This is a genomic window from Gilliamella sp. B2717 (genome assembly GCF_026536675.1).
Classification (GTDB): domain Bacteria; phylum Pseudomonadota; class Gammaproteobacteria; order Enterobacterales; family Orbaceae; genus Gilliamella; species Gilliamella apicola_I.
In genome coordinates this window covers 163662-176621 of record NZ_JAFNNQ010000003.1, presented here as the reverse complement: position 1 = coordinate 176621, position 12960 = coordinate 163662, and the positions used below count along the sequence as shown (strand labels likewise).

Here is a 12960-nt window from a genome sequence, read left to right as displayed (position 1 = left end):
GCTTTTCACATTAATAATAACGATGCCTAGCGACAAAAGTGGGGGAAGTTATCATGTATTTAGCAGGAGGTGTTGTATGTCCTATTTGAAAAATCTGTTCATTAAGTATTGCTGTTTTGCTTTGTTTTTATTGGTATCTCAGCAAGTGCTTGCTGTTGAAACTCATCAACTAAAATTAGAAGCAGGTGCAGTTGCTTCACCGGATAATTATGGTGCTATGGCAGCGAAGGAAATACTTGAAAAAGGTGGAAATGCAGCCGATGCCGCCGTGGCTACTGCATTTACCCTTGCCGTGACCTATCCTGAGGCTGGCAATATTGGCGGTGGTGGATTTATGACACTTTGGATGGATGGAAAACCTTATTTTATCGATTATCGTGAAGTTGCCCCCCATAATGCCTATAAAACCATGTTTTTAAATAGTAATAATGAAGTGATCCCTGATTTAAGTCTTTATTCTCATCAAGCTTCTGGTGTACCGGGTACAGTTGCCGGTATGTGGGCTGTTCATCAACGCTTTGGTCAATTAACCTGGCAAGAAGTGATGGCGCCAGCAATTCGCCTTGCTAATGAGGGTTTTATTGTCCCACCGCAACTTATAGAACGTTATCAAGAAGCGGTTGTGACTGCGCCAAACAACGGTTATTTTAAGCAATATTTTGGCAATATGAAAACCAATAAACTATTTAAACAACCTGAATTAGGTAACGTCTTAAATAAAATAGCGCAGTTTGGTCGTGACGGATTTTATAAAGGGGAAACAGCCAAACTGATCGCCCAACAAATGAAAAACAATAATGGTTTTATTACTGAATGTGATTTAGCAAATTATCAGATTATATGGCGTGATCCTTTGATTGCCAATTGGCATGATATGGAAATCGTAACAGCTCCCCCACCAAGTTCCGGTGGCATTGGGCTGGTTCAACTATTATTAATGAAGCAAGTATTAGCTGATATGTTTAAAGATATTAAGCCCAATTCTGCGCAATATATCCATTTATTAGCAGAAATTGAAAAACGTGTTTTTGCTGATCGCGCCGAATACATGGGCGATCCTGATTTTATCAGTGTCCCCGTTGCAAAACTTATCGATCAACAATATTTAGTTGAACGTGCCAAACAAGTTAATCCTATTGCGATTTCGAAAACTGAGCAAGTGAAACCGGGTTTAGACTGGCAACATGAAAAGTTACAAACAACGCATTTTTCAATTGTTGATAAGTGGGGAAATGCAGTATCAAATACTTATACGTTAAATGGTTGGTTTGGTTCGGCTATTGTTGTCAAGGGTACAGGTATTTTACTTAATAATGAAATGGATGATTTTAGTAGCAAGCCCGGTATTGCCAATCAATTCGGTGTGGTCGGTAATGATGCAAATGCCATCGAACCCAATAAACGTCCATTGTCATCCATGTCTCCAACCCTATTTATCAAAAATAATAATGTAGAAATGGTGATAGGCACCCCTGGTGGTTCGCGTATCTTTACCTCTATTTTTCAAGTCGTGGCTAATGTTTATGATAATAAGATGTCATTAAAAGATGCAGTGGATGCGGTACGTTATCACCACCAATTATTGCCGAACAATGTGATTTTTGTTGAGCGGTTTCAAACAACTGTACCGAATTTGTTTAAAAAAGAGTTAGAAAACATGGGGTATCGCTTCGTGCAACAAGATTTTAGCGGAGATATTCAGGTGATTAAAATTCATAATAATAAACCAGAAGCCGTGTCAGATATTCGTGGTAGAGGTCAAGCGATTATCGTCAATTAGAGGATAAATTTAAGATTACATGAATAATCAATGTGTTGGGTAAATTGCGCTATCAATGATTAGGATTAAACTTAGATTTTTTCTAGATAAGTATGGTAAAAAGTAAATAAAAAGCCCGTCTCATTGACGGGCTTTTTATCGCGATTTGAAGATAATTATTCTGCAATAATTTCAACAATAACTTTAGCAAAAGCTTCGCTGTGTACTTGGAATAACACTTCAAACTCACCTGTGTTACGTAATACACCATTTGGTAAGCGAACTTCGCTTTTTGATACTTCAATACCACGAGCTTTAACCGCATCAGCGATATCACGTGTACCGATAGAACCAAATAAACGACCTTCATCACCAGCTTTAGAAGTAATAGTCACTTTACCAAGTGCATTAATTTCAGCAACGCGCTCTTCAGCGGCTTTTAATGTCTCAGCAAGTTTTGCTTCTAATTCAGCACGACGCGCTTCAAAGAATTCGATATTCTTTTTAGTCGCAGGTACTGCTTTACCTTGTGGAATCAAAAAGTTACGCGCATAACCCGCTTTAACATTAACTTGATCACCTAAGCTGCCTAAATTAGCAACTTTATCGAGTAGAATAATTTGCATTATATGTTCCCTCTGTTGCTAATTACTGATGGTTGTCAGTATATGGTAATAATGCCAAGTAACGAGCGCGTTTGATAGCGCGAGCTAATTGACGTTGATATTTTGCGCTAGTACCAGTAATACGACTTGGTACGATTTTACCACTTTCAGTGATATAGCTTTTTAATAAAGAAACATCTTTATAATCAATTTCTTTAACGCCTTCTGCAGTAAAACGGCAGAATTTGCGACGACGGAAATAACGTGCCATTTGGCTATTCTCCTAATAGTTTAATTTGGTCAGCATGTAACACAAGTTGACTTGTTTGATTACGTTTAGTGTGTGTACTAATAAAGCCACTCACTAATACTTTGCTGCCTTTTTTTATGTAACTTAACTCTTGTTGTCCGCTGGCAATAACGGGCATTATACACCATGCTTGCCTTGTGAGTTCTGCTTCAATTTGTTCAGAAACATGTTCTAAATAAAATTGGCAGTGTGACACTCCACTTGGACTGATTTTTCTTATCGGGGTCTTGGTAACAATACCCGATAACACCAAACGATTATTCTTCGGAATCATCGTCCATGTTTACTTCGCTAAAATCTTCTTCAGCGTTACGACGCTCATCTTTAGCTTTTAACATTGGTGAAGTTTCAGTTACAGCATGTTTAGTACGCATAATTAAACTGCGAATGACTGCATCATTGAAACGGAAGTTATCTTCAAGCTCGTTAACAGCTTCTTGAGTCGCTTCAACATTCATTAACACATAATGTGCTTTGTGCAGTTTTTCGATAGGATAGGCTAATTGACGACGACCCCAATCTTCTAAACGATGAATTTTTCCACCGTCAGTCGTTAATGTACCAGTATAACGTTCGATCATACCCGGTACTTGTTCACTTTGATCTGGGTGAACCATAAAAACAATTTCGTAATGACGCATTATCGCTCCCTACGGATTAATCAGCTTTCTGTCGGGGCAACCGCAACCCATTGAAAGCAAGGAACATGAAAATTTGGCGGTTGAAATCGACGGGGCATTATATATCAACTGACCATAATTGACAAATGAATATGTTAAGTTTAATAAATTTTTGTGCCAGACTAATACTGATGATAATTGTTTGATAACAATAAATTTATGGAATACTTCAAGCAAATTCTTAAATAATTCTTGATAAGTCTAATCATATTTTCATTCTTGGCTTTCTTTACCAATTAAAAAGGTCACCCTTTGGTGACCTGAACATAGAAAACATTTTATGTTGTAATCTTATTTTGCCGCTTTTACGGCTAAGCCTAACTGCCATACTGCCATTGCATAATAGCTACTGTGATTATAACGGGTAATGACATAAAAATTAGGTAATCCATACCAGTATTGATAACGATTCCCCATATCAAGCCTTAACAAGCTAACCTGTTTATTGCCATCTAATGTGCTTTGTGGTTTCAATCCTGCTTTGGCCAATCTTTCAATCGAATATTTGGTACTAAACCCTGTTTCAAGCGATAATGCCTGTCCATCGGCTTTTACAGCCACTTTTTTTCCTTTTTGCCAACCATAGGCTTTAAAATAGTTGGCAACGCTGCCAATCGCATCTACCGGATCCCACAAATCAACATGACCGTCATGATTAAAATCAACCGCATGATTTCTAAATGCTGATGGCATAAATTGACCGTACCCCATTGCCCCAGCAAATGATCCATTTAAATCAAAAGGATCAACACCTTCATCTCGACACATAATTAAGTAATCTTCTAACTCTTTAGCAAAATAGGCCGAGCGTCTTGGGTAATAAAAAGCAAGTGTCGAGAGTGCGTCAATAATTTTTGTTTTTCCCATGACTCTACCCCACCCTGTTTCAACACCAATAATACCGACAATAATTTCTGGTGGAACACCATACTCTTTATAAGCTTGCGCTAACTCTTTTTCATATTTATGCCAGAACTCTACTCCTCTTGGCAGATTGCTAGGCGTGATAAATTTATTTTTATAGCGGATCCAAGCACCATTAGGGCCAGTCGAAGGCCCCGACTGTGGTGCTTGTTTGTCCATTAAATTTATAACCCAATCAAGTTTTGTGGTTTGTGCTAGTACTTCTCGAAGTTGTTCCCGATCAAAGCCATGTTTATTGACCATTTTATCGATAAACTTTTCTTGTTCAATAGCCAATGGCGCATCGTTGACAATGACAAGATCATGCTCTTTTTCAAGATAAACACCACCCGCTACATTTGATTGACCTCGATGTTGTTGCATCGGCGATGTTGTCGAGTTGTTACTTTGGCAAGCAACAAGTAACCATACCATACTGAATAAAATGACAATACGTTGCATAACCCATCCACATTTAAAGAGTTAAATAATAAACAGCATAATAATGTATTTCATGCTATTCAACAATGTTTTGACAAGGTTGCCCTTGAGAAATCTGCTTGATATTGGTTAATGTGGTTTCGGAGATATTCAATAAGGCTTCTTGCGTTAGAAAAGCTTGATGCCCTGTAAAAATCACATTATGACACGATGATAATCGACGGAACACGTCATCTAAAATAACATCATTCGATTTATCTTCAAAAAAGAGGTCTCGTTCATTTTCATAAACATCCATTCCTAATGCGCCAATTTTGGTTTGCTTTAAGGCATCGATTGCGGCTGTCGCATCAAGTAATCCACCACGACTGGTGTTAATAATCATGACGCCATTTTTCATTTTTTTAAATGAATCTTTATTAAGTAGATGATAGTTTTCAGGGCTCATTGGACAGTGAAGCGTAATCACATCGGATTTTGCATAGAGTTCATCAAGTTGGACATATTGCGCACCTAATTCGACTGCAATATCATTTGGAAAAGGATCATAAGCTAAAATATTCATACCAAAACCTTTTAGGATTCGGATCACTGCTTGTCCAATTTTACCAGTACCAATCACACCTGCGGTACGATTATGCATATTGAATCCAGTTAAGCCATCAAGGGCAAAATTCGCATCGCGAGTACGTTGGTAGGCTTTATGCGTACGTCGATTAAGCGTCATCATGAGTGCAACGGCATGTTCGGCTACTGCTTCAGGTGAATAAGCCGGTACACGGACAACCGTAATGCCTAATTTTTTGGCTTCAGCGATATCAACATTATCAAATCCTGCACAACGTAACGCTAAGATTTTTACCCCACAATGCGCAAGTTTTTGTAAAACGGTTTTATCAACTTCATCATTAACAAATACACAAACGGCATCATAACCTTGTGCTGTGACTGCTGTTTTATGACTGAGTTTATGATCATAATATTCGATATTAAAACCAAATTTTTTATTGGCAATCTCTAAATGTTCTTTGTCATAGTGTTTACTACTGAAAACCGCAATTTTGATTGAATGTTTCATTTTTTTGCACCTCTGTTCATGGTGATTAACGCATGTTTAGTTGTCTCTGTTTTTTATAGTTTTATTGAAACTATACAGACATTGTAAACCTAAATAAAATAATTTCAGCCAAATACCAAAATGAATGAATTGTTTGCTTTGACCTTAGTGATTATTTTGACAATGATATGTTATGATAGCACTTTGCTAAAAAACTAACCAATAATGTTAAATAATGAATAAGAAATTAACTGGTACATTTTTAAATAGAAAAATGTTGCTTTGTGTTTATACAGGCTTTTGTTCTGGATTACCATTTTTCTTTATAATTCAATTAATTCCGGCTTGGTTAAAAGTTGGTGGTGTCGATATTAAAACAATTGGCGCTTTTACACTAACACAAATACCGTATTTATTAAAATTTCTTTGGGCACCATTATTAGATCGTATTTCACCTTTTTCGCTTGGATATCGCAAAGGATGGTTGCTTTTAACACAATTAAGCTTATTGTTCATCATACCTATATATGGTTTTCTGACACCGAAAAACAATATTGATATCATTGTGTTCCTTAGTTTACTGACTGCATTTATTTCAGCAACACAAGATGTTGCTATCGATGCATATCGAAGAGAAATTTTAAGTGATAATGAACTTGGTAACGGAAATAGCATACATATTAACGTTTATCGAATTGCTGGATTTATTCCTGGTGGTTTATCTCTCATTCTTGCTGATTATTTATCTTGGATTGAAGTTTTTGCTTTCACTGCAGCTTTCATTGTTCCAATGCTAGTTATTACAATGATGTTAAAGGAACCAATGCATAATAATTACATTCCATCGGATAAATCCGTTTTCGTGCAATCCATAATTGAATTTATTAAGCGTATATCGTTCCCAAAAGTTTTATTTGTATTATCTTTTGTGGCTCTGTACAAACTCGGGGACAGTCTTGCAACATCTTTAGCGACACCTTTCTATTTGGATATGAAGTTTGAAATGAGGCATATTGGTACTATAGCTAAAAATGCTGTCGTATGGCCTAGCCTTTTGGGGGCATTAATTGGTGGTGTATTTATATCAAAATTTGGATTGAATCGTTCGTTATGGATATCTGGTTTTGTTCAGATGTTTTCAATTTTAGGTTTTGTTTATTTATCTTGTGAAGGACCCTTTCAATCAATAACCTATAAACAATTAATTATGTTGGGGATTGTAATCAGTTGCGAATCAATAGGAGTGGGTATGGGTGCAACAGCATTGGTTACCTATATTTCTAAAAATACAAGCCCACTATTCACAGCAACCCAATTTGCTTTATTAACAGGTTTTTCAGCTATACCGAGAACATTAATCAATTCTATGTCTGGCTTTTTAACCTCTTATTTAGGCTGGACTAATTTTTTTTGGTTGTGCTTTTTTCTTGCTATACCAGGAATGTTATTACTTTTTGTAGTTGCGCCATGGAATAAAAAAACTTAGGAGAGAATATGGATCAATTAACTCAAGCATTAAATTTTCGGCATGCATGTAAAAAGTTTGATGACACGAAAAAAATCGCTCAGGCTGATATGGAATACATTTTAGAAGCGGGTCGATTATCACCGTCTTCTTTTGGTATTGAGCCTTGGCATTTTGTCGTTGTGGATAATGATAAAATCAAAACGGAATTACGTGCTGCTTGTTACAATCAAGAACAGGTAACTAGTTGTTCACATTTTGTCATTGTGCTTTATCGTAAAGCCAATAATTTTACATTACAAAGTGAGTATTTGCGTCGTACCGTCGCCCGTGGATTACCGAATGCTAATGATCAAACTGCAATCGATACGGCAAGTCAATATTTCATCAATTTTTATGAGCATGGTTTAGCAAATGGATTAACCGTTAATCATTGGTCAGAAATGCAAGATTATCTTGCTTGTGCCAATATGCTAACAGCGGCAGCGTATCGAAGTATTGATTCGTGTGCTATTGGGGGATTTGAATACGACAAAATTGTGCAAATACTTGAAAAATATATGCCGCAATTTAGTGCTGAATCTTATGGTATTGGACTTGGTTTAGCGTTTGGTTATCGATTAAAAGAGCCAACAGCAAAAATTCGCTGGCCACTAAAAGATCTTACAACGTATTTATAAAATTAAAAAAAACTTCCGTGCCTAATGGCGACGGAAGGAACAAAATGAAAAAAACAACACCGAATTTATTTAACCGATTGGTATAAGGTTTCGGCATCTGTTGATGCCGAATCCATAATAAACACCACGCCAGATAAAATATTGCCAATTTGTGGATCGGTAATATTTTGTTGTAATGACGTTAATATTTCTTGCGCCCAATTGATTTTTCGTAGTACGGCTTCTACGTTTTCTTTTGAAGGATTATTCACTTTCATTTCCCTCCATCTTGCTAGGATTTCATCTTTAAAAATAATGAATAATAGTTATCAAAATAAGTAACAAGTTTTGAATAAGAAAAAAACACATTTTAAAGGCAAAAAAGATAAAAATAAAACAAATGTTGTTTTAAAAAACTTAAATTCAATTAAAAAAACCGAAAAGAAAAAGATAATCGCATTTTAACCAATTAAATAAATATATTGTGTCTACCTATCGCTACAATAATCAATTTTTTTGCCAGAATGAGATTGATAATGATAGACTTGTGAGCCAGAAATATCGTTAATATCAATTGGTAGACTGTTTGTTGGCTGTCAGTAATTAAAAAATTTTCTGCACGAAAATTGACAATAAGATGCCAGAACAAAAATGAGTAAGGATTTTAAAGATGAAGACTAAACATGTACGTTTGTTAATACTGGGTTCTGGTCCAGCTGGATATACCGCAGCGGTGTATGCCGCACGTGCTAACCTTTCCCCTACCTTAATTACCGGATTACAGCAAGGCGGACAGCTTACCACTACAACAGAACTCGAAAATTGGCCAGCAGGTGCACCTGATTTAACAGGCCCTGAATTAATGGTCAAAATGCGAGAACATGCCGAACGATTTAATACAGAGATTATTTTCGATCAAATTGATCGTGTCGATTTTAGCAGTAAGCCTTATAAGCTTTATGGCAGTGAAACAGAATATCATTGTGATGCATTGATTATTGCAACGGGTGCGTCTGCCCAATATCTAGGCTTGCCTTCTGAAGAAGCTTTTAAAAGTAAAGGGGTATCAGCTTGTGCGACTTGTGATGGATTTTTCTATCGTAATCAGAAAGTGGCTGTCGTCGGTGGCGGTAATACAGCTGTCGAAGAAGCACTTTACTTAGCTAACATTGCAAGTGAAGTTCACTTAATTCATCGTCGTGATACCTTTAGAGCAGAAAAAATATTAATGAATAGATTGCACGAAAAGGTACAACAGGGAAAAGTGATTTTACATACTCATCGCATTGTTGATGAAATTTTGGGCGACAATATGGGCGTAACGAGTGTCAGGTTACTAAGTACTCAAGATCCCAATATCAGTGAAGAAGTCGCTGTTATGGGCGTTTTTATCGCCATAGGTCATAAACCAAATACCGAGATTTTCGAAGGACAGCTTGAGTTAAAAGATGGATATATTAAAGTCAAATCCGGTACTGAAGGGCGAGCAACACAAACTAGTGTCGAAGGAATTTTTGCAGCAGGCGATGTGATGGATCATATTTATCGGCAAGCCATTACTTCGGCAGGTACGGGTTGTATGGCGGCATTGGATGCAGAGCACTATTTAGATAATTTAAAATAGAAAAATATTGATATTCATGTCATTAGATAAACAACGTCAAACTTATTTATTAAATTGGCTAAAGCAGCATGCAAAAGGATATAAATCTGACTTGCGTGCCTCGACTTTAACCGGCTTTTTGTTAACCATTTTTGTGATCTTTCAAGCGGCTTTGTTAGCGACGATCTTACAAAAGTTAATTATTGAGCAACACAGATTTTTTGACATTTTGCCTTATTTTGGTTGTTTGGTTATTGTGTTTTTAGTCCGCGCTGGTTTACTTTATTTACGAGAGAAAATTAATTTTATTTTAGGCAAAAAAGTTAGAAAACAGATTCGTCATCAATTAATCAATCAGCTTGAAAAATTGGGCCCTGCCTATCTAAATCGAAGCACCACCGGTGCATGGAGTACATTAATTATTGAACAAGTTGATAATCTCCAAGATTTTTTTGCCCGCTATTTACCGCAAATGCGTTTAGTGAGTATGGTACCTATTTTAATTTGTATCGCAATTTTCCCTTTTAATTGGGCTGCTGCACTGATTTTACTCGCTACAGCCCCATTAATTCCGATTTTTATGATTTTAGTGGGTATGGGTGCTGCGGATATTAATCGTCGCCACTTTAAAGCATTGAGTTATCTAAGCGGTCATTTTTTAGATCGATTAAAAGGTCTAAATACCATTCGGCTGTTTAATCAAGGCGAAAAACAAGCTCAAGAGATTAAGCGTGCATCCGAAGATTTTCGCGTTAAAACGATGCAAGTTTTAAAAGTCGCTTTTTTGTCTTCTGCCGTTTTAGAGTTTTTCACCTCGATTTCAATCGCCATTGTGGCGGTATATTTTGGATTTTCTTATTTAGGCGAGTTTGATTTTGGTTCTTATAATGGCACAGTCACGCTTTTCGCTGGTTTTTTTGCGTTAATTTTGGCGCCAGAATTTTTTCAGCCTTTACGTGATTTAGGCACTTACTATCATGCGAAAGCCGAAGCTATTGCTGCCGCTGATAATATTGAATCTTTTTTAAATGATGAAAATTCATCAATAAATGCTGAACATCAAGTAAAATCGATTCCCTTTAATGAGCCATTAAAATCTATTGAAGCAGATAACTTAATCGTATTATCCAACGAGCGACACCCTATTGTTGGCCCTTTATCATTTTCGCTAAAGGCGCCTTTTAAATTAGCATTAATAGGAACCAGTGGCGAGGGGAAAAGTTCGTTAATGCAAGTTTTACTTGGTTTTTTGCCTTATCAAGGTTCATTAAAAATCAATGGGATTGAGTTTAATCAGTTAAATATCACTGATTGGCAAAAACAAGTCAGTTGGATTGGTCAACATCCCTATCTTTTAAATAGTTCTGTACGAGATAATATTTTACTTGGTAATCCGCTTGCCAGTAATGAAGAACTTCAAGCCGTCATTTGTAAAGCACAGCTTATTGACGTTGTAGCTAAACTGCCCGAAGGATTAGATACCCTTATTGGCGAAGATGCTATCCGTTTATCGATTGGACAAGCACAGCGCGTGGCTTTAGCCAGAGCGATGCTAAAGTCTTGCCAATTATTGATTTTAGATGAACCTACAGCAAGCTTAGATCAAGAAACAATTAATCATTTAGAACGACATAATATTGCCCCTAATACGATTACAATTACCCATCAGTCGGACGATATGCAGTACGCAGATCAAGTTTGGCAACTGGCTCATGGTCAATTAAATTGTAACGTTAAGGAGATCACATGCTAGCAATTTTGCGTCCATACATTGCTCTGTATAAACACTATTTTTGGCAAATCTTAATTGGATTATCTTTATCGATTCTCACCCTGTTTGCAAGTGTGTTTTTGCTCTCTTTATCTGGCTGGTTTTTAGCGTCAACCGCTTTTGTGGGGGTAGCTGGTTTGTATTCTTTCAATTATATGCTTCCTGCTGCTGGGGTTCGGGCAGCAGCGATTACCCGAACGGCAGCACGCTATATGGAGCGTTTAGTTGATCATAATACAACCTTCAAAATTCTTGCTTACTTAAGGACATTAGCTTTTCGCAAACTATTACCATTAAGTGCCAATCAATTAGCACAATATCAAAAAGCGGATCTGCTTAATCGATTTATTGTCGATATTGATGCGCTTGATCACCTTTATTTAAAACTTTTTTCACCCATTGTAACTGCATTGATAATGATCGCAATTTTATTTATCGGATTAAGTTACATTAATCTACCTATTGCGCTCATCATTACCATTATTCTCACGCTGACTTTGCTTACTGTACCTGTAATTTTTTATTATGCCGGTAAACAATTAGGCGAGACATTGGCAAAACAGCAAAGCGATTATCGTTCACAACTGATTAGCTATTTACAAGGACAAGCTGAACTCACTTTATTTAATGCCCAAGCAAAGTATCGTGATAAACTTGATGAACTTGAATCACAGTGGCTTAGTAATCAACAACGTCAATCAACGTTAATGGCGCTATCGAGTGCATTAATTTTATTAATCTCAGGTTTTTTAACACTGCTGGTATTATGGCTGATCACTCAATATACACTTTCGCCATTAGTTGCCTTATTTGTCTTTGTTTGTCTTGCCAGTGCAGAAATTTTAATGCCCATTCCTAATGCCTTTATATTTTTAGGGCAAGTCATCGCATCGGCATCCCGTATAACGGCTATTTTTAGTCAAACACCTGAAATTACCTTTGTGAAAGAAGGTAAAACACTTGATTTGACAATGGCTAAATTACAATTTGATAAAGTTAATTTTAGTTATCCAAATCAACCTTTTATCATATTAAAGGATTTTTCGTTAACGGTTGAATCTGGTGAGCATATTGGGTTGATTGGTAAAACCGGCTCTGGTAAATCAACACTGCTCAATCTGATTAATCGCATTTGGGAACCCAATTCGGGGTCAATCTATTTGAATGATACCCCTATTAACCAGTTGGATGAAAAAACACTTCGCCAAGCTATTGCTGTCGTTCCGCAAGTTATTACCATTTTTAGCGATACGTTACGGCAAAATTTGCTGATTGGTAATGAGCAGGCTACCGATCAGCAATTGATAGATGTTTTACATCAGGTTGAGCTGGATAAATTACTTATTACGGAAAAAGGTCTCGATTTACTTATTGGGCAAGGTGGGCGTGCGTTATCGGGTGGTGAAATTCGCCGTATTGGGATTGCTCGAGCATTACTGCATCATTCACCCTTGATTTTAATGGATGAACCGACCGAAAGCTTGGATCAACAAACGGAACAGCAGATCATTAAACTTATCCAACAATCCTGTAAAGGTAAAACTTTACTTATGGTAACACATCGTTTAATTGATAATCCGTTATTTGATCGAGTAATTTCGCTCTAACTTAGCGTGTAACATAGTGTTATTATTTAAATGTTTTTTTAGGATAAATTTTTAGGGAACGTACATTTTGTGACTGTTTAACATTTTAAACAGTCAAACT

Annotated in this window: 13 protein-coding genes; 6 read left to right on the top strand and 7 right to left on the bottom strand. The window is 36.6% G+C overall.

What is annotated here, in order from left to right:
* Positions 1–76: 76 nt before the first annotated feature.
* Complete coding sequence (gene ggt / locus J3U35_RS02010) at positions 77–1780, top strand: gamma-glutamyltransferase (protein WP_267359190.1); 1704 nt, start codon at positions 77–79, stop codon at positions 1778–1780.
* Positions 1781–1935: 155 nt separating this feature from the next.
* Here ggt and rplI read toward each other — a convergent pair whose 3' ends face one another.
* The 6 genes from rplI to J3U35_RS01980 form a co-directional block, all read right to left on the bottom strand.
* Entirely contained in the window at positions 1936–2385 is a 450-nt protein-coding gene (gene rplI / locus J3U35_RS02005; protein WP_267351555.1) for a 50S ribosomal protein L9, read from the bottom strand.
* Between the two features lie 22 nt (positions 2386–2407).
* Complete coding sequence (gene rpsR, locus J3U35_RS02000; protein WP_025314965.1) at positions 2408–2635, bottom strand: 30S ribosomal protein S18; 228 nt, start codon at positions 2633–2635, stop codon at positions 2408–2410.
* A 4-nt stretch (positions 2636–2639) separates the two neighbouring features.
* The gene (priB, locus tag J3U35_RS01995) at positions 2640–2945 is read right to left on the bottom strand and encodes a primosomal replication protein N (RefSeq protein ID WP_411596968.1); all 306 of its coding nucleotides are present in this window, start codon (positions 2943–2945) and stop codon (positions 2640–2642) included.
* Positions 2932–3315 (bottom strand): 30S ribosomal protein S6, encoded by a 384-nt coding sequence (gene rpsF / locus J3U35_RS01990; RefSeq protein WP_065559156.1) that lies wholly within the window; start codon positions 3313–3315, stop codon positions 2932–2934. Before rpsF ends, priB begins: the two co-directional genes overlap by 14 nt.
* A 330-nt stretch (positions 3316–3645) precedes the next feature.
* Positions 3646–4719 carry a lytic murein transglycosylase B gene (gene mltB / locus J3U35_RS01985; protein ID WP_267351558.1) on the bottom strand — a complete coding sequence of 358 codons (1074 nt, stop codon included), beginning with the start codon at positions 4717–4719 and terminating at the stop codon, positions 3646–3648.
* Positions 4720–4774: 55 nt separating this feature from the next.
* The gene (locus tag J3U35_RS01980) at positions 4775–5764 is read right to left on the bottom strand and encodes a 2-hydroxyacid dehydrogenase (protein WP_267351759.1); all 990 of its coding nucleotides are present in this window, start codon (positions 5762–5764) and stop codon (positions 4775–4777) included.
* 226 nt (positions 5765–5990) lie between these two features.
* On the opposite strand from J3U35_RS01980, the gene J3U35_RS01975 reads away from it, so the two are divergent.
* Positions 5991–7241, top strand: a complete 1251-nt coding sequence (locus tag J3U35_RS01975; RefSeq protein WP_220216675.1) for an AmpG family muropeptide MFS transporter — start codon at positions 5991–5993, stop codon at positions 7239–7241.
* A gap of 8 nt (positions 7242–7249) precedes the next feature.
* Positions 7250–7900, top strand: coding sequence for an NAD(P)H-dependent oxidoreductase (locus tag J3U35_RS01970; RefSeq protein ID WP_267351560.1), 651 nt, complete (start codon positions 7250–7252; stop codon positions 7898–7900).
* A 65-nt stretch (positions 7901–7965) separates the two neighbouring features.
* Here J3U35_RS01970 and J3U35_RS01965 read toward each other — a convergent pair whose 3' ends face one another.
* Complete coding sequence (locus J3U35_RS01965; RefSeq protein ID WP_267359188.1) at positions 7966–8151, bottom strand: hypothetical protein; 186 nt, start codon at positions 8149–8151, stop codon at positions 7966–7968.
* A 398-nt stretch (positions 8152–8549) separates the two neighbouring features.
* Here J3U35_RS01965 and trxB point away from each other — a divergent pair, with 398 nt between their 5' ends.
* The 3 genes from trxB to cydC are packed head-to-tail and all read left to right on the top strand — an operon-like array spanning position 8550 to position 12860.
* Entirely contained in the window at positions 8550–9503 is a 954-nt protein-coding gene (trxB, locus tag J3U35_RS01960) for a thioredoxin-disulfide reductase (protein WP_267359186.1), read from the top strand.
* Between the two features lie 16 nt (positions 9504–9519).
* Positions 9520–11235 (top strand): heme ABC transporter permease/ATP-binding protein CydD, encoded by a 1716-nt coding sequence (cydD, locus tag J3U35_RS01955; RefSeq protein WP_267359184.1) that lies wholly within the window; start codon positions 9520–9522, stop codon positions 11233–11235.
* Positions 11229–12860, top strand: a complete 1632-nt coding sequence (cydC, locus tag J3U35_RS01950) for a heme ABC transporter ATP-binding protein/permease CydC (protein WP_267359182.1) — start codon at positions 11229–11231, stop codon at positions 12858–12860. The genes cydD and cydC overlap by 7 nt, the downstream gene beginning before the upstream one ends.
* Positions 12861–12960: the final 100 nt, after the last annotated feature.